Source organism: Nocardiopsis sp. CNS-639 (genome assembly GCF_000381685.1).
GTDB classification, from domain to species: domain Bacteria; phylum Actinomycetota; class Actinomycetes; order Streptosporangiales; family Streptosporangiaceae; genus Nocardiopsis; species Nocardiopsis dassonvillei.
The window spans coordinates 441,518-464,448 of record NZ_KB906855.1 but is presented as its reverse complement, the minus strand read 5'-3'; the positions used below and the strand labels follow the sequence as shown (position 1 = coordinate 464,448).

Below are 22,931 nucleotides of genomic sequence, written 5' to 3'. Positions count from 1 at the left end.
CGATCAATCCGGGACCCACCACGCCGGTGTCCGCCACGCCGGTGTCCGCCAAGCTGGGGCCCACCGAGTCGGGGCCCAGGCGGTGTGTCGCCCGGGCCCCGGCACACGGCGGGAGCGTCAGCGCCTCATGAGGGCGAAGACCCCCCAGCCGAGGTACTCACGTGTGCCGCGCGCGTAGCGGACGGGCTCGGTGGAGAGCTCCTCACGCACCTCGGGGGCCAGCTCGTCGTCCGGGTTCCGGTCGAGCCAGCGGCGCATACTGAGCCACTGCGCCGCGGCGTACCGGTCCCAGCTGTCCTGGTCGGACAGCGTCATCTCCACGACGTCGTACCCCAGATCCTGGAACCGCCCGATCAGGTCCGCAAGCTCCAGGAAGTCGGCGATGGCGGTGGCGTTGCAGTCCCGGGCGGTCTCCTCGTCCGGAGGAGCGGCCCGCCAGTACGGCTCGCCGATCAGCATCATGCCCCCGGGGCGGAGGCTGCGTTGGAGCAGCTCGACCGTCCCGGCGACACCGCCGCCGATCCAGGTGGCGCCGACACAGGCGGCCAGATCGACCGGTTCGTCCGCGACATGGCCCGCGGCGTCACCGTGGACGAACTCGACCCGGTCCGCGACGCCCAGTTCGGCGGCGCGGGCCCGGGCCTGCTCGGTGAAGAGCGTGCTGATGTCCACCCCGGTGCCCGTGAAGCCCAGGTCGCGCGCCCAGGTGCACAGCATCTCGCCCGAGCCGCTGGCCAGGTCGAGCACCCGTGTCCCGGGGGCGAGGCGGAGCGATTCGCCCAGGGCGGCGAACTTGTCCGCGGTCAGCGGGTTGTGGATCCGGTGGCCGCTCTCGCGGATGGTGAAGATACGGGGAAGGTTCATGACCAGATTCCTTTCCGTCATCTGTTTGTTGGGCGTGGATACCCCGTCCTTCAGAGCCTGGAGAACACGCCCTCTCCTTTCCGTGACTTTGTGTTGGATTCGGCTCACACGGCCGCAGGGCGGTCGCTACGGTGTGTGCCATGACCAGGAAGAGCGTGAAGCGGGCGTTTCGGTACCGTTTCTACCCGAGTGATGCGCAGGCGGCTGAGCTGTCGCGCACGTTCGGGTGCGTGCGCCTGGTCTACAACCGCGCCTTGGCCGAACGCAGCGCAGCGTGGCAGCAGCGTCAGGAGCGGATGGGCTACTCCCGGACCTCGGCGATGCTCACCGCCTGGAAGAAGACGCAGGAGCTGTCCTTCCTCACCGAGGTCTCCTGCGTCCCGCTCCAGCAGACGCTGCGCCACCTGCACACCGCCTTTCGCAACTTCTTCGACCGGCGCGCGAAGTATCCGCGGTTCAAGTCCAAGAAGACCTCCCGGGCCTCGGCGGAGTACACCCGGTCCGCCTTCCGCTACCGCGACGGACAGTTGACCCTGGCCAAGATGGCCGAACCCCTGGACATCGTGTGGTCGAGGCCCCTGCCCGAAGGAGCACGCCCGTCGACGGTGACCGTGTCGCGGGACGCGGCCGGACGCTGGTTCGTCTCGCTCCTGTGCGAGGACACCATCGCGCAGATCCCGGCCACTCGCGACGCGGTCGGTGTCGACGCCGGAATCACCTCCGTGGTGACCTTGTCGACCGGGGAGAAGGTGGCCAACCCCCGCCACGAGCGACGCGACCGGGCCAGGCTGGCCAAGGCGCAGCGGGCGCTGGCCCGCAAGGCCAGGGGCAGCGCCAACCGGGACAGGGCGCGCCGCAAGGTCGCGCGGGTGCACGCCCGCATCACCGACCGGCGTCGGGACTTTTTGCACAAGCTCTCCACTCGACTCGTCCGCGAGAACCAAGCGGTCGTGATCGAGGATTTGTCGGTGCGCAACCTGGTCAAGAACCGTCGGCTGTCCCGGGCGATCTCCGATGTGGCCTGGCGTGAGCTGCGCACGATGCTGGAGTACAAGTGCGCCTGGTACGGGCGGGACCTGGTCGTGGTGGACCGGTTCTTCCCCTCCTCCCGGCTGTGTTCGACGCCCGGCTGCGGGTACCTCAATGCGTCGTTGCCGCTGCGTGTACGGACGTGGACGTGCCCCAGCTGTGGGGTGGCTCATGACCGTGATGTGAACGCGGCGCTCAATCTCGTAGCCGCCGGGCTGGCGGTTGTTGCCTGTGGAGCTGGTGTGAGACCTCAACGGGAGTCCTCCCGGACGGGGCGACCGGCAATGAAGCAGGAAGGCCACGGGGCGACCCGTGACGAGGCTTTGGCCTCGAACCACCGGTAGGTGGTTCCGGAATCTCCTGTCTTCAGGCAGGAGAGGAAGTCAAGCCTTGGAGTTCGGGGACTGCTCGATGGCGCGGCGCAGGCGTGCGCCCTGCCTGCCCTGCCGCTTCGTCTCGGCGTGCAGCCGCGCGTCGGTGCGGGCGGCCGCGTGGGCGTTCTCGCGTCGCAGCCGGTGGTAGCTGTCCAGGCGCCGCCGGGGAAGTCGGCCGTCCTCGACGGCGGACAGCACGGCGCACCCCGGCTCACCGGTGTGGGCGCAGTCCGCGAAGCGGCGGTCCCGCGCCGGTTCGGAGATATCGGCGAAGGTCTGCTCCGGGCCCTCGTCGGCGGCGTGCGGGCCGCGCTCGGCCCGCACCACGCGGCCCGGGAGCAGACCGTCAGCCCGTGACGGGGCCAGGGAGCGCTCACGCTCCGCGTCCCGGACGTAGTCGGCCAGGGTCAGGACGCGTGTGGGAGGAGGGAGAGCGGGTGAAGGTGAAGCGGATCGGCGAAACAATGTGGAGACCCTTGAAAGGGGGCCCCGCCGGACGGCAGGCGTGCCGGTACTACTCCCGCAGGGGAGGACGGCAGGCGAAGGTCAGGACGAGGCCCGGGAAGTGAGGATGGTCCGGGCACCGCGCACAGCGGTGGTCTCCACAGCGACCATGCGACTCACCTCCTTGGATCTCCGGGCGAACTCGTTCTCGCCGGCCGAACACTACACCCGCAGTGGAATCGACGCAAAGCGGGCGGCACGTCGGAGACCCGACCCGTCGTGTCCAACGGCCTTCCGCCGGGGCCGTCGCAGGCTCCACCCGGCACCGGGCGTCTCCAGCGACGGCACGGGCCCGGCGGGCGGTCGCGGTCCCGGCTCCGACGGCCTCGGCGCGTCCGCCGTCCGGGCGCGGTTCCCGGGGGAACCGCCTCAGGTGTTCCCGCGCACCGCGGGGAAGACGGTCTGTAGGAGGTGCAGGACGGAGGAGGTCAGCATGACGTGCAGGTCGGCGCGGCTGAGCGCACCGCGCACCAGCCACTCCCGGGAGGCCGCCTTCAGCATGCTGCCGTAGGCCCGGATCATGGCCCGGAGTTCGTCCCGCCCCTCGACGACGTCGGACATCATGGCGGCCTGGAGGATGTGGTCGGTGGCCACCTCGTCGGCCTCCAACAGGATCTTCTCGGTGTCGCGGTCCTGGCCGATGGCCTCGGAGCCGATCGCCGACAGCCACATCTCCTTGTTGCGTTCGACCACGTCCAGCCACCGGTCCACGCAGATCGAGACCCGCTCCTCGACGGTGGTCCGGGGCAGGTTCTCGGCGACCGAGGCCGGAACGATCAGCATCCGCCGCACGACTTCGAGGTAGAGCTGACGTTTGCCGCCGAAGTAGTGGTTGACCAGCCCCCGGGCGACCCCCGCCTCGCGGGCGATCTCGGACACCGACACGGCCGAGTAGGTGCGCTCGCCGAACAGGGCGCGGGCCACGGCCAGGATCTCCGAACGCCTCTGGTCGGGTTCGAGACGGCGCCGCTGCACGGTCGGTTGCACGAACGTTCACCCCTCCACCTGGTCCGCGGGACGCTGACGACAGCCGCAAAAGTACCACCGGTACCCGCACGCCCGTCGTTCGTCACGACGCGGGACGCGCCGCACCCCCTGATCGGGACCCCTTCCCCGCCACGCTGTCGAACAAACGCCAACGAGGCATCGTCAAGGGCGCGCCGGGACATCGAGAGTATCCCTGTCGACAGGGATGTCTCACTATTGACACATAGGCAATAACTTGCGGACAATGGCCGTTGTCCCCGCCTGCACCGAGAAAGGCACGACATGCCGCGAGTCCTGACCGACGAACAGAGGGACCTGGTCGACGCGATCACCAGGTTCTGCGAGCGCGAGTGCGGAACGAAGGAGCAGCGCGACGCGCTGACCGACCACGGCCAGGAACCGCACCACCAGGGTCTGTACGCCAAGATGGCCGATCTGGGCTGGCTGGGGATCTCGCTCCCGGAGGAGTACGGCGGGAGCGGACTCGGGATGACGGAGCTGTTCCTCTTCCTGGAGGAGACCGCCTACGGTCGTGCGCCGATCAGCGGTTTCGGGACCACGATCATCGCCGCGGCGGCCTACACGGAGTTCGGGACCGAGGAGCAGAAGCGCACGGTCCTGGAGGGCGTCGTCCAGGGCGGGGTCGAGGCCGTCTCCATGTCCGAGCCCGGCGCCGGGTCCGACGTGGGAGCCCTGACCTGCCGCGCCCTGCGCACCGAGGGCGGGTACGTCGTCAACGGCCAGAAGACCTGGTGTTCCAACGCGCACATCGCCGACCACATCCTGCTCACCGCGCGCACCTCGCAGGAGGGCTCCAAACACGAGGGCCTGACCCAGTTCCTGGTGCCCACCGGCGTCGCGGGCCTGAAGATCAGCGGCATCGACACCATGGGCGGCCGTGAGGTCAACGACCTCTACTTCACCGACTGCTTCCTCCCGGACTCGGCCGTGGTCGGCGTGCCGGGGCAGGGGTGGAAACAGCTCATGGCCGGCCTGAACCTGGAGCGGATGATCCTCGCCGCCCTCATGCTGGGCACCGCCCGCCGGGCCTTCGACGACACCCTGGACTACGTGCGCCAGCGGGAGCAGTTCGGTCGGCCCATCGGCTCCTTCCAGGTGCTCAAGCACCGCATCGCCGACATGGCCACCGAACTGGAGTGCGCCCGGCTCCTGGTCGACGACGTCGCGGCCGCCATCGACGCCGCCCCCGACCGGATCTTCGCCCGTGAGGCGTCGATGGCCAAGCTCAAGTGCACGGAACTGGCCAAGCACGTGACCCTGGAGGGCATGCAGATGCTCGGTGGCTACGGCTACGCCACCGAGTACGGGATGGAGTCCCTGCTCCGGTCGACGGTGGTCTCCACCGTCTACGGGGGCACGAGCGAGATCCAGCGGGACATCATCGGCAAGACCTACGGACTCTGAGGTGCGAAGATGCTGACGACCCGGTTCTGCGAGACCTTCGGGGTGCGACACCCCGTCGTCCAGGGGGGCATGCAATGGGTGGGCCGGGCCGAGCTGGTCGCGGCCGTGGCCGAGGCGGGCGCGCTCGGGTTCCTGACCGCGCTGACACAGCCGACCCCGGAGGCGTTGGCCGCCGAGATCCGGCGGTGCCGGGAGATGACCGACAAGCCTTTCGGCGTCAACCTCACGATCCTCCCCTCCATCAACCCCCCGCCCTACGACGAGTACCGCAGGGTGATCATCGAGAGCGGGATCGGCGTGGTGGAGACGGCCGGCTTCAACCCGGCCGAGCACATCCCGGAGTTCCACGAGGCCGGGGTCAAGGTGCTGCACAAGTGCACCAGTGTGCGGCACGCGCTCAAGGCCGAGAAGGTCGGCGCCGACGCGGTGAGCATCGACGGGTTCGAGTGCGCGGGACACCCGGGTGAGGACGACGTCCCCGGCCTCGTCCTCATCCCCGCGGCGGTCCGGCGGCTGTCGATCCCCGTGATCGCCTCGGGCGGGTTCGCGGACGGGCGCGGTCTGGTCGCCGCCCTCGCGCTGGGCGCCGACGGCGTCAACATGGGCAGCAGGTTCCTGTGCACGGTCGAGTCGCCGGTGCACCACCGGGTCAAGGAGAGGATCGTCGCCGGCACCGAGAGGGACACCGAGCTGATCTTCCGGTCGCTGAACAACACGGCGCGGGTGGCGAGCAACACGGTCAGCCGGAAGGTGGTGGAGATCCTCGACGGTGGTGGCGCGTTCCCCGATGTCCGGGAGCTGGTCGCCGGCGCACGGGGACGCAAGGTGTTCGAGGAGGGCGACCTGGAGGCCGGGATCTGGAGCGTCGGTCTGACCCAGGGGCTCATCGACGACATCCCGACGGTGCGCGAGGCCGTCGACCGGATCGTCGCCGAGGCCGAGGAGCTGATAGCGCGCGGTCTCCCCGCCCTTCGCGTCGACGACGCGGCCGCCCACGCGGACCGGGAGCGCGGGGCCGCGCGCGTGTGACCGCCCCGCGACCCGGGGGTCGGGCGCCCGCGACGGGTGCCCGACCCCCTTCCCCTGCCCGCGACCTCCGCGGTCCGGGCCCCGGTCCCACGCACCGGCCGGGCCACGACGCGGGGTTCGGTGCCAAAGGGCGCCGGACCCCGCCACCGCGTGTGCGCCCCGCCCCTCCGGCAGGGGAGGGGCGGGGCGCGGTCCGGCGCGGGTCCCAGGAGAACCCGCCTAGGTTCTGTTTTTTGACCCAGCCTCAGCTTGTGGGGGTTTGGTTCGGGCGCCCACAGGGTTCTGGAGGTGCCGTAGGCGCCGAAGGTTCCTGTCCTCCGGGCGCCCGAACACAAGAAGGACTGCGCCGTAGGCGTCCGTTGAGGGTGGTGGCGGGCGACGGGTGGGACGAAGCGGAGCGGAGGTCCAAAAGAACACTGCCTAGTACATCGAGTCGATGACGTCGGCGTAGCGGTCCACGATCACCCTGCGCTTCAGGCTCAGCTTCGGCGTCAGCTCCCCCGACTCGGCGGTCCACGGGCCGGCCAGGACCCGGTACTTCTTGACCTGCTCGGCCTGTGACAGGGACGCGTTCGTGCTCTCGACCAGCTCGTCGAGCGCTTTGAGCACGACGGTGTGCCCTGCCAACCCGTCCGGGGTCGCGACGTCGATCCCCTGCGCGCGTGCCCAGAGCGGGGCCGACTCCTCGTCGAGGACGATCAGGGCGGTGACGTAGGGACGGGAGTCGCCGATCGCGACCGCGTACGCGACGAGGGGGTGCGCCCGCAGGGAGGACTCGATCCTGGTGGGGGCGATGTTCTTGCCCCCGGACGTGATGATGAGTTCCTTCTTGCGGTCGGTGATGGAGATGATGCCCCGCTCGTTCACCGTGCCGATGTCGCCGGTGGCCAGCCACCCGTCCCCGTCCGTGGCGGGGACGATCCCGCCGTGCTCGTCCAGGTACCCCGGGAAGACCACCGGACCGCGCACGAGGAGTTCCCCGTCGTCGGCGACGGCGACCTCGATGCCGGGGCCGGGCCGGCCGACCGCTCCCAGCTCGAACCCCTCGGAGGTGCTGACGGTCGCGGACCCGGTGGTCTCGCTGAGCCCCCACACCTCGTACACGGTCAGGCCGACGCCGGCCAGGAACTCCAGGACCGACGTGGGGATGGGCGCCGCACCGCTGAAGCTGCGGTGGCACTCGTCGAGGCCGATGGCGGCCCGGATCGGTTTCAGGACCTCCCCGTCCAGGCGCTGCGCCCGCTCGGCCAGGTCGGCGGGCACCTCTTCGCCCCGGGAGCGGAGACGGAAGACCTGTGCCGCGGCCTCCCTGGCGGGTGTCACCGCGGCGGCGGCCTCCTCGGGCAGCCGGTCGAGCTGCATCCTCAGACCGGCCGCCAGTTTCTCCCACACCCGCGGGACGCCGAAGAACCCGTTCGGCCGCACCGTGCGCAGGGCCGCGGGGAGCTGGGCCGGGTCCCCGCAGATGGTGACGTGTCCGGCGTTGCAGATCGGCATGTAGACGCCGAGCACACGTTCGGCGATGTGCGCCAGCGGCAGGTAGGCCACCGTTCTCGGGTGCTCCGGCGCCGTGACGAGGTGCTCCTGCATGAGGGACTCGTGGATGACGTTGCGGTGGGACAGCACGACCCCCTTGGGGTCGCCCGTGGTGCCCGACGTGTAGACGAGGGTCAGCGGTTGGTCCTCGGTGACGGCGTCGGTCAGCTCCTCGAACTCGGGGCTGCCCGCTTCGGGGACGGTGTCGCCCCGCAGTCCGGAGTAGCCGACGAACCGCCCGTCCCCGGGCCGGACCGCGTCGGGGTCCAGCACCACCACGGCGCGCAGGTGCGGAGCCTCGTCCAGGACCGGTTGCCAGCGCCGCACCTGCTCCGGGCCCTCCAGGACGACCATGGTGGCCGCGCTGTGCCGGACGATGTAGCGGATCTGCTCGGCGCTCAGGGTGTCGTACGCGGAGCACGCCAGAGCGCCGAGGTGGATCGCGGCCAGGTCGACGACCCAGTGCTCGGGCCTCTTGGACATGGCGATCAGCACCCGGTCGCCGGGCCGGATCCCGAGGAGGGCGAAGGCCCGGCTGAGTGCCGCGACCTCGTCGCGCAGCCGCGACCAGGTCCACGTCGTCGCGTCGGGGCCGATGCCGTCGGTGAGGGCGGGGTGGTCGGGAAAGAGGCGGGCGTTGCGGCGCAGCAAGCGGGGGATCGTCTGTCCCTCGACGGCCTGCCGTACCTGTTCCTCGATCGTCACAGGGGGGAGTCCCTTCGTCTCGAACCGCCAGGATCGGTGTGAGTGAGACCACACTGTAACTTTGTTGTCTATGTGTCAATAGCAGGAGGCAAACTTCCTCGGCAGAGTCTCGCGGTGGCTTTGTGGCCCTATTGTCATCCAGTGTCCGCGCGGGAAAGCGCTATTGACAAAAAGTCAACAAGGGCGATCATGAAGGAAGCCGAGCGCGCAACGCACCGTCGCACCACACCGGGGCCGGGCCCCGCGCTCCCCGGCAGAAGGGACGGCACACACGTGACCACCGAGGCCTACATCTACGACGCGATCCGGACACCGAGGGGCCGTGGGAAGAAGGGCTCGCTGCACCAGGTCAAGCCCCTGTCGCTGGTGACCGGTCTCATCGATGAGCTGCGGCGGCGCCACCCCGACCTCGATCCCTGGTGGCTGGACGACATCGTGCTCGGCGTGGTCTCCCCCGTGGGGGACCAGGGCATGGACATCGCCAGGACCGCGGCCCTGGCCTGCGGACTGCCCGACCACGTCGCGGGGGTCCAACTCAACCGTTTCTGCGCCTCCGGGCTCGAAGCGGTGAACACCGCCGCGCAGAAGGTCCGCTCCGGCTGGGAGCGCCTGGTGCTCGCGGGCGGTGTGGAATCCATGTCACGGGTGCCGATGGGCAGCGACGGCGGCCCGATGAGCGACGACCCCGAGACGAACTACGACACCTACTTCGTCCCCCAGGGCATCGGCGCCGACCTCATCGCGACCGTCGAGGGCTTCTCCCGCGACGACGTGGACGCCTACGCCGTGCGCTCCCAGCAGTTGGCCGCCCGCGCCTGGTCCGGCGGCCGCTTCGCCAAGTCGGTGGTCCCGGTCCGGGACCGCAACGGGGTGCCGGTGCTGGCCCACGACGAGCACATGCGCAGCGGGACCACGGTCTCCGACCTCGGCGCCCTGACGCCCTCCTTCGCCGCTCTCGGCGACATGGCGGGCTTCGACGCCGTGGCGCTGCAGAAGTACCACTGGGTGGAGCGTATCGACCACGTGCACACACCGGGCAACTCCTCGGGGATCGTGGACGGCGCGGCACTGGTCCTGATCGGCTCCGAGGAGGCGGGCTCGGCCCTGGGGCTCACCCCCCGCGCCCGGGTCGTGTCCGCCGCGCTCAGCGGGGCGGACCCGACCATCATGCTGACCGGGCCCGCCCCGGCCACGCGCAAGGCGCTCGACCTGGCCGGGCTGACGGTGGACGACATCGACCTGTTCGAGATCAACGAGGCCTTCGCCTCCGTGGTGCTCAGGTACGTCCGGGACCTCGGGCTGCCCTGGGAGAAGGTCAACGTCAACGGCGGGGCGATCGCCATGGGGCACCCGCTCGGCGCGACCGGGGCCATGCTGGTCGGCACGGTCGTCGACGAGTTGGAACGCCGCAACGCCCGGCGCGCCGTGGTCAGCCTGTGCGCGGGCGGCGGCATGGGCATCGCCACGGTGATCGAACGCGTCTGAGCCCCCACCCCCGACGAGGCCGAAAGGAAACACCGCAGAGATGCCCGACACGAACATGTTCACCTGGGACCAGGGGGCCGACGGCGTCGTCGTCCTGACGATGGACGACCCCGACCGCCCGGTCAACATCATGAACCGGACGTACGTGGACGCGATGCAGGCCACGGTCGACCGTTTGGAGGCGCAGGCCGGGACCGTCACCGGTGTCGTGCTCACCTCCGCCAAGACGAGCTTCTTCGCCGGCGGTGACGTCGACGCGATGAGCCGGGCCCGGCCGCAGGACGCCGAGGACCTCACCGACCTGTGCGCGACCCTGAAGTCCCAACTGCGCCGCCTGGAGACGTTCGGCGGGCCGGTGGTCGCGGCGATCAACGGCACGGCGCTGGGCGGCGGGTTCGAGATCGCGCTCGCCTGCCACCACCGGATCGCCCTGGACACCCCGGACAGCCGCATCGGCCTGCCGGAGGTGACCCTGGGCCTGCTCCCGGGGGCCGGGGGCGTCACCCGGACGGTCCGGCTGCTGGGCCTGGAGAGGGCGTTGACGGACGTCCTGCTCCGCGGGCAGCGGTACCGCCCCGCGCAGGCGTTGGCCAAGGGCCTGGTGCACGAGGTGGTCGACACCCGTGAGGAGCTCATGGCCCGGGCCAGGGAGTGGATCCTGTCCCATCCCGGGTCGGCGCAGCCCTGGGACCGGGAGGGCTACCGCATGCCGGGCGGCTCCCCCTCCCACCCCGGGGTCCGGATGTCCCTGCCCGTCCTTCCCGCGACCCTGAGGAAGCAGCTCAGGGGCGCGAACGCACCGGCGCCCCGCAACATCCTCGCCGCCGCCGTCGAGGGCGCGCAGGTGGACCTGGAGACCGCGCAGAGGATCGAGACCGGATACCTCGTCGAGCTGATGGTCGGCCAGGTCTCGAAGAACATGATGCAGGCGTTCTTCTACGACATGCAGCACATCAACGGCGGGGGCAACCGCCCGTCCGGGCACGCCCCCTACGAACCCGTGAAGGTCGCGGTGCTGGGCGCGGGCATGATGGGCGCGGGGATCGCCTACTCGTGCGCCCGCGCCGGGCTGGAGGTCGTGCTCAAGGACGTGGACACCGCCGCCGCCGAACGCGGCAAGGGGTACTCGGAGAAACTGCTCGCCAGGGCCGTCGACCGCGGCCGGATGGGCGCGGACGAGGCCGGGGCGGTCCTGGCGCGCATCCTGCCGACCGTCGAGGTCGCGGACCTGGCCGACTGCGACCTGGTGATCGAGGCGGTCTTCGAGGACCCCTCCCTCAAGCACAAGGTGTTCCAGGAGGTCGAGGCCGTGGTCGCCCCCGGGACCCTCCTGGCGTCCAACACCTCGACCCTGCCGATCACCGCGTTGGCCGAGGGCGTGAGCCGGCCGGAGGACTTCATCGGCCTGCACTTCTTCTCGCCCGTGGACAGGATGCCGCTGCTGGAGATCGTCGTCGGGGAGCACACCGGCGAGCACACCCTGGCCAGGGCCGTCGACGTCGCCCGGCGGATCGGCAAGACCCCGATCGTGGTCAACGACGGCCGGGGCTTCTACACCAGCCGTGTCATCGGCAGGTTCGTCGACGAGGCGGTCGCGATGCTCGGCGAGGGGATCAACCCCGCGTCCATCGAGCAGGCGGGGGCCCAGGCCGGCTATCCGACCCCGCCGCTGCGGCTCCTGGACGAGCTGACCCTGACCCTGCCCCGCAAGATCAGGGAGGAGACCCGCGCCGCGGTCCTGGCCGAGGGAGGGGAGTGGACGGCGCACGGCGCGGAGGCGGTGGTCGACCGGATGATCGACGAGTTCGGGCGTGGGGGACGCTCGTCCGGAGCGGGCTTCTACGAGTACGAGGACGGTGCGCGCACGCGGCTCTGGCCGGGCCTGTACGAGCACTTCGCCGTCGCCGGCCGGGAGATCCCGTTCGAGGACATGCGGGAGCGCATGCTGTTCTCCGAAGCGCTGGACACCGTCCGCTGTCTGGACGAGGGGGTGCTGCGGTCGGTGCCCGACGCCAACGTCGGATCCCTGTTGGGCATCGGGTTCCCGCCCTGGACCGGGGGCACCCTGCAGTACATCAACGGCTACCCGGGAGGGCTGCCCGGGTTCGTCGCCCGGGCGGAGCGGCTCGCCGCGGCCTACGGTGACCGGTTCGACCCGCCCGAGTCGCTCGTGGCCAGGGCACGGGCGGGCGAACGCTACGCGTGACCCGCGCCGGGCGGGTCCTGTCCGGGCCCGCCCGGCGGCCTGTGCGCCCGGGGCGTCGCCCGGGGGGGTTCGAGCATGGGGACCAGGAACTGTTCGGCCACCGCACGCAGTTCCGCGTCGTCGTCCAGGTCGATGAGGTGGCTGGGGATGATCAGGAAGGAGGCGGAGACACGGACCATGAGCTCGGCGACACGCTCGACCTCCACCTCCGCGGAGATGGTGCCCGCCTGTTGTTCGAGGCGCAGTTGTCCGGCGACGAAGGCGCGCACGGTGGCCAGGGTGCGTCCGCCGTCACCGATCATCGAGGGCGCCAGGACGTCCGGTTCGTCCTCCAGGAGACCGCCGATCAACGGGTTCCCGCGGATGGCCCGCAGCGAGCTCACGAAGCCGCACACCACGCGCTCGGAGACCGTCGCGGCCTGTTCGATGTCGACGAGGAACCGGTCGAAGTAGCGGCGGAACTCCCGGCGCACCACGCTTTCGACCAGGTCGTCCTTGGTGGCGAAACGGCGGTAGACCGTGATCCTGGACAGGCCAGCCCGACGGCCCACGTCCTCCATGGTGGAGCGTCGGATGCCCAGACGGCAGAACTGCTCGTAGGCGGCGTCGAGCAGACGTGTCGTGACCGTGTCGTGGTCCTCGGCGCGGCTGAGCGCATCGGCGTAGGCCCGCTCCAGGAGCGATTCCGATTCTGTGGGCGCCATGAGAACAGAGGGTACCGGTTCCACGCTCGTCTCCCTTGTCCTCGGAGTCGTCGGGGCGGCGGGCGGACACGCCTCGGACCGCCGCCGCGGCCCCGGTGGTCCGGGCGGCAGCCCGGTCCGGCGCCGACGCCCCGAAGAATATGTTCCGATTTTCTTGGCCTACGTATCTGGCTTTCCATATCCACTTGTGTTTCGCTGATGATACGCAGAAGCAAACTACGTATCAGCGTATCACTTTGTTCTCTGTCCTGAGAGGAGTTCGGTCATGGGGCAGCTCAGTAGGCGTCGGGCCCTGATCGCCGCGGGTGCGTTCGGCGCACTGGTGGCGGCGGCACCGGCGCAGGCACGCGCGATGGTCGGCTGGTCGTGGTCGCCCGGGGACTCGGTGGCCGGCTCCGGCACCGGTCTCGACCCGTTCGAGGTCTGGGACGGGGCCGCGGACCCGCTCCTGAGGTCCCTCCTGGACCGCGGCGCCGTCCCCGGGGTCAACGACCTGCTGTGGAACTGGGAGAGGAACGAGCAACCGCTGCCGCAGGGCCTGCCCTCGGACCTGCGGGACTTCATGGAGGAGGCCAGGAGGATGCCCTCCTGGGCCGACCGGGACAAGCTCGAACTCGCGGCCCGGTTCAACACGACCCACGGCCTCTACCTCAACCTCTGCAACGGGCCCGGCGGGGGCATGCTGGCCTGCGCCATCCCCAAGGAGGCGCGTTCGGTCTACTACTCCGCCGGAGGCGCGGACATGGAGGACCGGGTGGCCAAGACGAGCATCTTCGGGTTCTCGGTCGGCTCGCTGGACGCCTTCCGCCCCGAGGGCACCTGCGTGGTCGAGTGCGTGAAGACCCGACTGGTGCACGCGGCGGTACGGCACCTGCTGCCCCAGTCCGAGCACTGGCGGGAGTCGTCGGACGAGACCATCCCGATCAACCAGGAGGCCATGCTCGTTACCTGGCACACGCTGCCGACCTTCACCATGCGCAAGATGCAGGAGTGGGAGGTCTCGATCTCCGACGACGAGGCGGAGGCCTACCTGCACGTGTGGCAGGTCGCCGCGGCCCTCCTGGGCATCTCCGAGGAGTACATCCCCGCCACCTGGGAGGCGGCCTACGCGCAGTCGGACCTGATCATGGCGCGCAACATGGGACCCACCCGCGAAGGGGTCGTCCTCGCCGACACCCTGCTCTCCCAACTGGCCGAGCAGACCAGCCCCGGCAGCATCAGCCGTCCGCTGTGCAACGCGCTCGCCCGGTTCCTGGTCGAGGACCAGACGGCCGACTGGATCGAGATCCCCGACGAACGCAGGTGGGACTACCTCATCCCCAGGCTCTGGCCCGCCCTGGTGCGGTTCCGCGAGGGGGCGATCGGCCGCCCCGCGGTGCCCGCGCTCGCGTGGACCCTGGAGGAGGCGATACGCCGCTACATCCTCTTCTACCTCACCAAGGGCGAGGAAACGAAGATCACCATCCCCACGGGCAACCGCCCCGACTACTGACCCGACACCCTCGCGTTCGCGCACGGGCATCCGGCACCCCCGCCCCGTGCGCTCCCCCCACCCCCCACTCTCGGGTCGCCCCCGGACCGGACGACCCGGCGAAGGAGTCCAGGACATGAAAGAGCCGAGCAGACGTACGATCATCGCGGCCGGAGGGCTCCTGGGAGCCCTCGGCGCCGTGGGCATGATGTCCCCCGCCCGCGCGCGGGAGCTGACCGACTGGACCTGGTCGGCCACGAACTCCGTGGCCGGCTCCGGGAGCGGGGTCGACCCCCACCTGATCTGGGACGCGAAGGCCGACCCGGTGGTCTCCGCCCTCCTGGAGGACGGAATCGTCCCGCAGGTCAACACACTGCTCCGGCGGTGGACCCGCAACGACCAGCCCCTGCCCGCCGGCCTGCCCTCCGCCCTGCGGGAGTTCATGGAGGAGGCCCGCGAGCTGCCCTCCTGGACCGACCAGGACAAGCTGGCGACCGCGGTGGAGTTCAACGAGAAGCGCGGACTCTACCTCGGCGTCCTCTACGGGCTGGCGAGCGGCATGATGTCCACGGTCATCCCCCAGGAGGCCCTGGCCGTCTACTACTCCAAGGGCGGCGCGGACATGAAGACCCGCATCGCCAAGACCGCCAAACTCGGCTACGACATCGGGGCGACCAACGCCTACCAGCCCGACGGCGAGATGATCGTGACCGCGGTCAAGACCCGGCTGGTCCACGCCGCGGTGCGCCACCTGCTCCCGCAGTCCCCGCACTGGGCCGAGATCGCCCCGGAGGAGATCCCGATCAGCCAGGCGGACATCATGGTCACCTGGCACAGCCTGCCCACCACGGTGATGCGCAAGCTGACGGAGTGGGAGGTGCCGATCCCGGACGACGAGTCCGAGGCGTTCCTGCACTCCTGGCAGGTCGGCGCGCACATGCTCGGGGTCGACGACCAGTACATCCCCGCTACGTGGAACGCGGCCGACGCCCAGGCCACGCAGGTCCTGGACCCGATCCTCGCCCCGACCCGCGAGGGCGTCGACCTCGCCGACATCCTCCTCGGCCTCGGCGAGCAGATCGACCTCGGCATCATCACCCGTCCGGTCCTCGGCTCGTTCACCCGGTTCATGCTCGGCAACGAGATCGCCGGGTGGCTGGAGATCCCCAGGGAGCCGTTCTGGGACCGGGCGCTCAAGACCTTCTGGGGGCCCTTCGTCGCGGTCCGCGAGGGCGCGCTCGACAGGTTCCCCGGTACGAGCAGCCTCTACTGGACCTTCGACGAGTTCCTCCGCAGGGCGGCACTGCTCTTCCTCTCCGAGGCCAAACCGATCAGCATCGAGATCCCCACGCACAACCGGCCCGAGTGAGCACGGGCTCCGGCGGCACCACGGCCGGGAACGGGGCGCGGGCGGCGCTGCGGCGTCCCCGCGCCCCCACGGTCGCGGTGCCGGCCCGGCCGGCGGGAGGCCGCGGCACACCGGCGACGCACACCGCGCAAGGAACGGGATCGACTCGATGAGCAGAACCGGAGGGTCCGACGTGTCGGAGCCCGGAGCACACGTCGTCGGCAGACGGCGTTTCCTCGGATACGTACTGGCCGGGACCACCCTGGTCACCGCGGCCGACCTCCTCCTCCCGGCCGGCGCCGCGGCGCAGGAGGGGGCGAGCACGGCCGACCTGACGGACGTCGTCGACCTCAACGACGTGATGACGCTGGCCGCCCGACCGACCTCCTCCCTGATCAGGGTCGAGGTCCACGACGACGGCACCGTCTCCTTCGCCCTGCCCCGGGCCGAGGTCGGACAGGGCATCACCACCTCGACCGCCATGCTGATCGCCGAGGAGATGGACCTCCCGGTGGACCGGGTGCGGGTCACCCTGGCCGACGCCCGACCGGAACTGGTGTTCAACCAGCTCACCGGGGGCTCCAACACGACGATCTCGACCTACACCCCCATCCGTGTGGCCGCCGCCGTCGCGCGCAGGCGCCTGCTGGAGGCGGCTGCGGCCGACCTGGGCACCGGCGTCGACGACCTGACCGTGCGGGACGGGGTGATCACCGACGGGTCGGGGCGGAGCAGGGACTTCGGGGCCCTGGCGGCCAGGGCCGCGAGCGCGAGCACCGAACGGGTCGACGTACGGCTCAAGACGTCGCGGGACTTTAGCGTCATCGGCCGACCCCACGGGCGCACCGACGCGCTGGACGCCGTCACCGGGCGCAAGAAGTTCGCCATGGACCTCGACGTCCCGGACGCCCTGCCGACCATGGTGTGCCGGGCACCGACCATCAACGGCACGGTCCGGTCGGTGGCCAACCTCGACGAGGTCGCGCGGATGCCGGGCGTCACCGACGTCGCCCGCATCTCCACCGGGGTCGCCGTGCGCGCCGCGACCTTCGGACAGTGCATCGACGCCGTGCGCGCCCTGGAGGTGTCCTGGGCCCCGGGTACCGCCGAGGGATTGTCCGACGAGGACGTGCTCCGGGAACTGGGGCGGGCCGAGGCCCCCATGCCCCCGAGGCCGCCGTTCAGCTCGACGGTGGACGAGAGGTTCACCTTCCACTTCCGCGGCAACAGCGCCCTGGAGCCCAACTGCGCCATCGCCGACGTGCGCCCCACGCGCGCCGAGATCTGGTCGGGACTCAAGTCGCCGATCACGGCCCAGGGCGCGATCGCCCACAAGCTCGGTCTCCCCCCGGGAGCGGTCACCGTGCACGTCACCCAGAGCGGCGGCTCCTTCGGCCGCAAGCTGTTCTTCGACGCCGCCCTGGAGGCGGCCGAGGCGTCGCAGCGGTTCGGCAAGCCGGTCAAGCTCATGTGGCACCGAGCCGACGACACCCGCCAGGGGCGCACACAGCCCATGGCCACCTCCCGTGTGCGCGTCTCCCGCATCGGCGACAGGGTGCTCCGCTACGACCAGAGGCACACCGGCGTCTCCACCGACCTGGGTCACGGATTCGGGGACGTCGTCACCGCCATGGCCGCGCAGATCCCCGGGCTCGACGGCACGTTCGCCCAGGTGTTCTTCCAGCTCTCCCAGGCCACCTCCTACGACTTCGGATCGGGCAGCCGACTGCTCAACGAGACCAACCGGGGCTTCAACACCGGCAGCATGCGCAACGTCTACTCGCCGAACGTGGTCTGCGCGCGGGAACTCGTGGTCGACCGCCTGGCGCGGGAGATGGGCCGCGACCCCTACGAGTTCCGGCGCGACCACCTCGACGACGACCGCTCCCGCGCCGTCCTGGACAAGGTCGCCGAAGTGGGGGAGTGGGGCAGGCAGATGCCCGCGGACACCGCGCAGGGCATCGCCTTCATGCACGAGTACAAGGCCGACTGCGCCGTGCTGGTCGAGCTGGACTGCCGTCGTGAGACCGTGGAACGGCCGATCCGCAACGGCGTGGCGGGTCCGCGCGTGACCAAGGTGGTGCTCGCCGTGGACGTCGGCCTGGCCGTCAACCCGCTCGGGCTCGAAGCCCAGATGCAGGGCGGCGTCATGGACGGGATCGCGCTCGCCCTCACCTCCGGCCTGCATCTGAGGGACGGCCACTTCCTCGAAGCGAGCTGGGACAACGACTTCTACACCCGGCAGTGGAACGTGCCGCCGGAGTTCGAGGTCATCGTGATGCCGGGAACCGGGGAGCCCGGAGGGGCGGGGGAACTCGCCGTCGCACCGGCCCAGGCCGCCGTCGCGTGCGCCTACGCCCGCGCCACCGGGACCATGCCCACCACTTTCCCCATCAACCACGGTGTGCTGTCCTTCGAACCCGTACCGACCGTGCCGCCGATCCCCGCCCCGCCCGCCGACGGCCTCGACCACGCCGACTGAAGTGAGGACCCCCATGCCCGAGCACACTTTCCGCCTCAACGGCGAACAGGTCACCGTCGAGGTCGAGGGCGACGTGCGCCTCCTGTGGGTCCTGCGCGACCTCCTCGGCGTCACCGGACCCAAGTACGGGTGCGGTGTCAGCGTCTGCCGGGCCTGTCTCAGCCATGTCAACGGCAAGGCGTTCACACCGTGCACGGTCCCGGTCGAGAACCTGCGGGAGACCGACGAGATCACCACGATCGAAGGTCTCCCCGACACCGTCGGGGCGGAACTGCACCCCATGCAGGAGGCATGGCTGGAACACGACGTCTCCCAGTGCGGCTACTGCCAGCCGGGACAGATCATGGCCGCCGTGGCGTTGGTCCGGCGGGTCTCGGAGGAGGGCCGCGCGATCACCGAGGACGACCTCGACGGGATCCGCAACATCTGCCGGTGCGGCACCTACACGCGGATCCGCGAGGCGATCAGGACCGGCGCCGCGCGCATGTGAGGCCCGTTCCCGTCCGCTGGCGCGTGCCGTGGTCGCCGCGGGCGGGAACGGGCACCACGTCCCAGGACGTCGGCCGGTGCGGGCCCGCGGACCGCACCGGCCGACGCACGGCCCTGGCTGGACTGGCACCACCAGGGGTGAGGGCCGCACTGTCACCGGTCGTCGTTTCGCGCGGTCGTGAGGTCGCGCGGGGCCCTTCACCCCGACTCAGACGTCGTGGAGGGCGGGTTCGTCCGGCTGGTTGAGGAGGGTGGCGATGTGTTCTTTGGGGTAGCGGCGTGCTCCGCCGGGGGTGCGGAAGGGTTTGAGGACGTTGTCCCATTCGCCTCGGTGGAGGCTGCGGGGGCGGATGTTGAAGAGTTGGGCGACTTCGCTGGGTGTGAGGACGTCGGGGCGGCCGTCGAGGAGGTAGCTGTAGTCGGGCATGAGGGGCTTTCCGTGTCCGGTGTTCTTGTTCTGTGTGTGGTGGGTGGGGTGGCCCCGCCTCCCCGGGGAAGGAGGAGGCGGGGCTTCGGGCTGGTGCCGAGGGCGCCAGCCCTGGTCCGTGCGGTTACGCGGGACGCAGCGGAGACCGAAGGGCGACCAGGGGCGCGTGGGTCACCAGGGGAAGACGGCGCGGACGGTGATCGCGCCGCAGGAGTGCTGCTTCCAGTCCCAGTAGGAGCACAGGGCCTCGACCAGGCGCAGTCCGTTGCCGCTGGGACGCATGGGTTCGGGGTCGGGCACGGCCGGGAAGCTGGGTTCGTCGCCGGGGCGGGGGCCGTTGTCGGTGACGCAGAGTTCCAGGTGGCGGAGGGTGCGTTCGATCTCCACGCGGATAGTGCCGCCGGGGAGCCCGGAGGCCGAGTGACGCAGGGTGTTCGTGACCAGCTCGGACACGGTGATGCTGACGGGTTCGGCCAGGCTGGGGCGGGAGCGGGTGGCTTGGGCGGCCCAGCGGCGGGCGATCTTGACGTGGCCGAGTTCGGGGCCGAGCAGAATGCCTGATTTGGTGGCGGTTCCGCACAGTCGGCGTGGAAGCGGGATGGGCGGAACGGTAGACTTTTGCATGTTTCACCTCGGGGGTTTCGGGGTGGAGCGCTTCGCCTCGGAGGCCGCCTTCGACTTCGGTCTCCGGGGCTTTTTGCTGCCATCACGTTGTTTGTGTGTCCTGGTCGCCACTTCGTGTGGCCCAGTGCGGCATCCAGGAACCACCATGCCTGACCAGGCAATAGACGCTCCAGGGGTGGTCGGATATTGAATGCGAAGTTCTACAAGGTCTTCCTATCCGTGGCCATTCGTGTTTTCATGTGGTCATGCCACCTAAGATGACCCCTGCCGAGCGAGCTGCGGTTAAGCAATTTGGTAATGAACTCAGGCGTTTGAGGGATTTGGCTGACATGTCCCAAAATGACCTTGGTATCCAGACTGGCACATCAAAGCAGCAGGTAGGGGCTGTGGAGAGGGGAGAGCGGAAACCCTCGAAGAGGTTCGCTGAACTCGCTGACTCGGCTCTGGAGTGCCACGGAATCCTACGAAACCTGTGGCCTGGAGCACGTCAAGCTCAGCCGTGGTGGTTGCAAGAGTTCGTGGAGCTTGAAGAGAAGGCGCAGGCGATCTACGAGTTCCATCCGCAAGCCGTCCCTGGCCTGCTCCAAACGAAAAGCTACGCATGTGCTCTGGTCGAGGCGGCTTTCCCGCCCCTGTTGCAGGCAGAGAAGGACCAGGTCATCTCTGCTCGGTTTCAAAGGCAGGAGATCCTTGAGCGGGAGGCTCCACCACTAACCCTGTTCATCATTGACGAGGCGGCGCTCCGACGGTCCGTAGGCGGCGAAGCAGTGATGAAGGAGCAGTTGAGGAGGTTGCTCGAAGCAGCCGCTAAGCCTCGCGTGCAGATCCAGGTGCTTCCCTTGGACCGAGGAGCCCATAGCGCGATGAACGGGCCGCTGGTCATACTGAACATGGCGCATGCGGAGTCTCTTGTGTACGCCGAGACACCTGGATCAGGGCAGGTGATTACAGACCCCGGGGTCGTGGCAAACTGCGTTGAGCAGTTTGGAGACCTGCGTGGCGTCTCGCTGTCGCCGGTCGAGAGCTTGCGTTTTATCGCATCGCTAGGAGGAGAAGGCACGTGACCCACGAGTGGCACAAGTCCAGCTACAGCGGCAACACCGGGCACTGCGTTGAGGTCCGAGAGGGTGTCTTCACAGACGTGCGCGACACTCAGAACAGGGACCAGGGGCATCTGACGTTCGCGCGTCAGGAGTGGGCTGCTGTTCTCGCTGTCACGAAGGGGTGAACCGTGAGGCCTGACTGGCACAAGAGCACCTACAGCACTGCTGCGGAGAACTGCGTGGAGGTGCGCGAGGGTGCAGTCACCGGCATCCGCGACACCCAGAACCGGGATCTCGGCCATCTGGCAGTGCCTGTGCTGGAGTGGGCCGCCGTTCTCGCTGTCACGAAGGGAAGGAACTTGTCGTGAACACAGTGGATGGCTACCGCAAGTCCTCTTACAGCGGTCACTCAGGTGAGTGCGTGGAGGTCAAGGAGAGTCCGGCGATGGTGTTCGTCCGTGACACCCAGAACCGGGAGCTGGGCCACCTCGCCGTGTCTGCACTGGAGTGGGCTGCGTTGATGGGCGCAGTGCGCGACCGGTAGGGGAAGCCCTGTCTTCACGGCGATCCCTCGGAACCCTCCACGCGAGCTTGAAAGGTCCGTGATGGGAACAACCAAGAACGCTTCCTGGCGCAAGTCCAGCTACAGCGCCAACGGAGGCAACTGCGTGGAGGTGCGTGAGGGCGCCTCCACAGACGTGCGTGACACTCAGCATCGAGACCAGGGGCATCTGACGTTCGCGCGTCAGGAGTGGGCTGCTGTTCTCGCCGTGACGAAGGGGTGAACCGTGAGGTCTGACTGGCACAAGGCCAGCTACAGCGATGGCCGTGGCGGTAACTGTGTGGAGGTGGCTGAAGGCGACAAGGTCCTGGTGAGGGACACGGAGAACCGTAACCTCGGGCATATCGAACTTACGCCGGACGCATGGACCGCGTTGGTGAAGGCCCTCTAGAGCGCATCGCAGAGACGGCTCCCTGCCATCCCCTGGCAGGGAGCCATTTTTGTGCTCAGTGGCAGCGTTCTGGTTGATAAGGACGCCGTTCACGGAGTAGCTGAAGTGTGCGGAAGTTTCTGGAGAAGTCGAATCCTACGGCTGCCGGATACGTGACAGACTGCCAGGAACGATGGAGTGCTTCGTAGCCCGGCGTTCTCACCGGCCCAAGGCATCTACTTCATCACCTCGGATTGAGGAGCAGATAGTGAAGGAATGGCACAAGTCGTCCTACAGTGATGGTAGTGGCGGTAACTGCGTTGAGGTTGCGGAGGGCCCGGTCACCGGTATCCGCGACACCCAGCACCGGGAGCTGGGCCACCTGTCGGCCCCGGCTCCTGAGTGGACGGCGCTCCTGGCCGCGGTGCGCGGCCGGTAGCGGAAACGCTGTCTTCGCGAGGGTTCTTCGGAAGCCCCATGTGAGTATGAAAGGTCTGTGATGAACCGCGAGAACACTCCTTGGCACAAGAGCACCTACAGTTCGGGGTCGCAGAACTGCGTCGAGGTCAGCGAAGGTGCTGAGGCCCTGGTCCGCGACACCCAGAAACGACACCAAGGGCATCTGACATTCACTCCACAGGAATGGGCTGCTGTTCTTGCTGTCACGAAGGGGTGAACCGTGAGGTCTGAATGGCACAAGAGCACCTACAGCTCCACTGGCGGGAATTGTGTGGAGGCCCGTGAGGGTGCTGTCGGTGCGGAGGTCCGTGACAATCAGCATCGGGACCAGGGATGTCTGACGTTCGCGCGTCAGGAGTGGGCCGCCGTTCTCGCGGTGACGAAGGGGTGAACCGTGAGGTCTGACTGGCACAAGGCCAGCTACAGCGATGGCCGTGGCGGTAACTGTGTGGAGGTCGCGGAGGGCCCGGTCACCGGTATCCGCGACACCCAGCACCGGGAGCTGGGCCACCTGTCGGCCCCGGCGCCCGAGTGGACCGCCCTGCTCGCAGCGGTGCGCGTCCAGTAGCGGCACAGTGCGAACCGGCCCCGCCCAGGCGTAGTGGGCGGGGCCGGTCTCATCTGTTCGCTGGGCGCGGGCACCCCGTTCCACAGGACCAGGCAGGCGGGGAGCCTCCCGCGACTCCGTCGACGCGGGAGGCCCTCACCTGCCTCAGACCCGGATCAGGGCTGGTCGCCGGTGTAGCGGTAGATGTTGTTGTTGGCGTTGACGCCCCAGACGGTTCCGTCGGCGGCGGCGCTGATCTCG

Annotated in this window: 26 protein-coding genes; 19 read left to right on the top strand and 7 right to left on the bottom strand. The window is 69.4% G+C overall.

What is annotated here, in order from left to right; translation table 11 throughout:
• Positions 1–117 precede the first annotated feature (117 nt).
• Positions 118–864 (bottom strand): cyclopropane-fatty-acyl-phospholipid synthase family protein, encoded by a 747-nt coding sequence (locus tag G011_RS0104720; protein ID WP_019607478.1) that lies wholly within the window; start codon positions 862–864, stop codon positions 118–120.
• Positions 865–1,004: 140 nt separating this feature from the next.
• Here G011_RS0104720 and G011_RS0104715 point away from each other — a divergent pair, with 140 nt between their 5' ends.
• Positions 1,005–2,237, top strand: coding sequence for an RNA-guided endonuclease TnpB family protein (locus G011_RS0104715; RefSeq protein ID WP_026338022.1), 1,233 nt, complete (start codon positions 1,005–1,007; stop codon positions 2,235–2,237).
• A 39-nt stretch (positions 2,238–2,276) separates the two neighbouring features.
• Here the strand turns inward: G011_RS0104715 and G011_RS0104710 are convergent, their stop codons facing one another.
• Positions 2,277–2,594, bottom strand: a complete 318-nt coding sequence (locus G011_RS0104710) for a hypothetical protein (RefSeq protein WP_019607476.1) — start codon at positions 2,592–2,594, stop codon at positions 2,277–2,279.
• Positions 2,595–3,140: 546 nt separating this feature from the next.
• Complete coding sequence (locus G011_RS0104705) at positions 3,141–3,758, bottom strand: TetR/AcrR family transcriptional regulator (protein WP_019607475.1); 618 nt, start codon at positions 3,756–3,758, stop codon at positions 3,141–3,143.
• A 282-nt stretch (positions 3,759–4,040) separates the two neighbouring features.
• On the opposite strand from G011_RS0104705, the gene G011_RS0104700 reads away from it, so the two are divergent.
• Both G011_RS0104700 and G011_RS0104695 read left to right on the top strand, forming a co-directional pair.
• Positions 4,041–5,183 (top strand): acyl-CoA dehydrogenase family protein, encoded by a 1,143-nt coding sequence (locus G011_RS0104700; RefSeq protein ID WP_019607474.1) that lies wholly within the window; start codon positions 4,041–4,043, stop codon positions 5,181–5,183.
• A 9-nt stretch (positions 5,184–5,192) separates the two neighbouring features.
• A complete protein-coding gene (locus G011_RS0104695; RefSeq protein WP_019607473.1) occupies positions 5,193–6,212 on the top strand; it encodes a nitronate monooxygenase family protein in 1,020 nt (339 codons plus the stop codon).
• A gap of 420 nt (positions 6,213–6,632) precedes the next feature.
• Here the strand turns inward: G011_RS0104695 and G011_RS0104690 are convergent, their stop codons facing one another.
• Positions 6,633–8,453 carry a long-chain fatty acid--CoA ligase gene (locus tag G011_RS0104690; RefSeq protein ID WP_019607472.1) on the bottom strand — a complete coding sequence of 607 codons (1,821 nt, stop codon included), beginning with the start codon at positions 8,451–8,453 and terminating at the stop codon, positions 6,633–6,635.
• Positions 8,454–8,726: 273 nt separating this feature from the next.
• Between G011_RS0104690 and G011_RS0104685 the strand changes: the two genes are divergently transcribed.
• Positions 8,727–9,938 (top strand): acetyl-CoA C-acetyltransferase, encoded by a 1,212-nt coding sequence (locus G011_RS0104685; RefSeq protein WP_019607471.1) that lies wholly within the window; start codon positions 8,727–8,729, stop codon positions 9,936–9,938.
• A 40-nt stretch (positions 9,939–9,978) separates the two neighbouring features.
• Complete coding sequence (locus G011_RS0104680) at positions 9,979–12,144, top strand: 3-hydroxyacyl-CoA dehydrogenase NAD-binding domain-containing protein (RefSeq protein ID WP_019607470.1); 2,166 nt, start codon at positions 9,979–9,981, stop codon at positions 12,142–12,144.
• Here the strand turns inward: G011_RS0104680 and G011_RS29520 are convergent.
• Positions 12,135–12,848, bottom strand: coding sequence for a TetR/AcrR family transcriptional regulator (locus tag G011_RS29520; RefSeq protein ID WP_019607469.1), 714 nt, complete (start codon positions 12,846–12,848; stop codon positions 12,135–12,137). The genes G011_RS0104680 and G011_RS29520 overlap by 10 nt on opposite strands.
• A 265-nt stretch (positions 12,849–13,113) precedes the next feature.
• Between G011_RS29520 and G011_RS0104670 the strand changes: the two genes are divergently transcribed.
• The 4 genes from G011_RS0104670 (at position 13,114) to G011_RS0104655 (ending at position 18,639) form a co-directional block, all read left to right on the top strand.
• A complete protein-coding gene (locus tag G011_RS0104670) occupies positions 13,114–14,340 on the top strand; it encodes an oxygenase MpaB family protein (protein ID WP_019607468.1) in 1,227 nt (408 codons plus the stop codon).
• 115 nt (positions 14,341–14,455) lie between these two features.
• Positions 14,456–15,688 (top strand): oxygenase MpaB family protein, encoded by a 1,233-nt coding sequence (locus G011_RS0104665; RefSeq protein WP_019607467.1) that lies wholly within the window; start codon positions 14,456–14,458, stop codon positions 15,686–15,688.
• Between the two features lie 148 nt (positions 15,689–15,836).
• A complete protein-coding gene (locus G011_RS0104660) occupies positions 15,837–18,149 on the top strand; it encodes a molybdopterin cofactor-binding domain-containing protein (protein ID WP_019607466.1) in 2,313 nt (770 codons plus the stop codon).
• A gap of 13 nt (positions 18,150–18,162) precedes the next feature.
• Positions 18,163–18,639: a (2Fe-2S)-binding protein gene (locus G011_RS0104655; protein ID WP_019607465.1), complete on the top strand. Its 477-nt coding sequence runs from the start codon at positions 18,163–18,165 to the stop codon at positions 18,637–18,639.
• A gap of 207 nt (positions 18,640–18,846) precedes the next feature.
• Here G011_RS0104655 and G011_RS0104650 read toward each other — a convergent pair whose 3' ends face one another.
• The gene (locus G011_RS0104650) at positions 18,847–19,065 is read right to left on the bottom strand and encodes a helix-turn-helix domain-containing protein (RefSeq protein WP_019607464.1); all 219 of its coding nucleotides are present in this window, start codon (positions 19,063–19,065) and stop codon (positions 18,847–18,849) included.
• 171 nt (positions 19,066–19,236) lie between these two features.
• Positions 19,237–19,689, bottom strand: a complete 453-nt coding sequence (locus G011_RS0104645) for an ATP-binding protein (protein WP_019607463.1) — start codon at positions 19,687–19,689, stop codon at positions 19,237–19,239.
• 245 nt (positions 19,690–19,934) lie between these two features.
• Between G011_RS0104645 and G011_RS0104640 the strand changes: the two genes are divergently transcribed.
• The 10 genes from G011_RS0104640 (at position 19,935) to G011_RS30700 (ending at position 22,691) form a co-directional block, all read left to right on the top strand.
• Complete coding sequence (locus tag G011_RS0104640) at positions 19,935–20,753, top strand: helix-turn-helix transcriptional regulator (RefSeq protein ID WP_155979711.1); 819 nt, start codon at positions 19,935–19,937, stop codon at positions 20,751–20,753.
• Positions 20,750–20,917, top strand: coding sequence for a DUF397 domain-containing protein (locus G011_RS30715; RefSeq protein ID WP_019607461.1), 168 nt, complete (start codon positions 20,750–20,752; stop codon positions 20,915–20,917). Before G011_RS0104640 ends, G011_RS30715 begins: the two co-directional genes overlap by 4 nt.
• A 3-nt stretch (positions 20,918–20,920) precedes the next feature.
• Complete coding sequence (locus tag G011_RS0104630) at positions 20,921–21,100, top strand: DUF397 domain-containing protein (protein ID WP_019607460.1); 180 nt, start codon at positions 20,921–20,923, stop codon at positions 21,098–21,100.
• Positions 21,097–21,276 (top strand): DUF397 domain-containing protein, encoded by a 180-nt coding sequence (locus tag G011_RS0104625; RefSeq protein WP_019607459.1) that lies wholly within the window; start codon positions 21,097–21,099, stop codon positions 21,274–21,276. The genes G011_RS0104630 and G011_RS0104625 overlap by 4 nt, the downstream gene beginning before the upstream one ends.
• Positions 21,277–21,337: 61 nt before the next feature.
• Complete coding sequence (locus G011_RS30925; protein ID WP_026338020.1) at positions 21,338–21,517, top strand: DUF397 domain-containing protein; 180 nt, start codon at positions 21,338–21,340, stop codon at positions 21,515–21,517.
• A gap of 3 nt (positions 21,518–21,520) precedes the next feature.
• Entirely contained in the window at positions 21,521–21,685 is a 165-nt protein-coding gene (locus G011_RS30710) for a DUF397 domain-containing protein (protein WP_064972183.1), read from the top strand.
• Between the two features lie 247 nt (positions 21,686–21,932).
• Positions 21,933–22,103 carry a DUF397 domain-containing protein gene (locus G011_RS30705; protein ID WP_019607457.1) on the top strand — a complete coding sequence of 57 codons (171 nt, stop codon included), beginning with the start codon at positions 21,933–21,935 and terminating at the stop codon, positions 22,101–22,103.
• A gap of 60 nt (positions 22,104–22,163) precedes the next feature.
• Positions 22,164–22,340: a DUF397 domain-containing protein gene (locus G011_RS30920; protein WP_081642926.1), complete on the top strand. Its 177-nt coding sequence runs from the start codon at positions 22,164–22,166 to the stop codon at positions 22,338–22,340.
• Between the two features lie 3 nt (positions 22,341–22,343).
• On the top strand, positions 22,344–22,514 hold the full coding sequence (locus tag G011_RS30915) for a DUF397 domain-containing protein (RefSeq protein ID WP_081642918.1): 171 nt from the start codon (positions 22,344–22,346) through the stop codon (positions 22,512–22,514).
• A 3-nt stretch (positions 22,515–22,517) separates the two neighbouring features.
• A complete protein-coding gene (locus G011_RS30700) occupies positions 22,518–22,691 on the top strand; it encodes a DUF397 domain-containing protein (RefSeq protein WP_064972182.1) in 174 nt (57 codons plus the stop codon).
• The last annotated feature ends 240 nt before the right edge of the window (positions 22,692–22,931 follow it).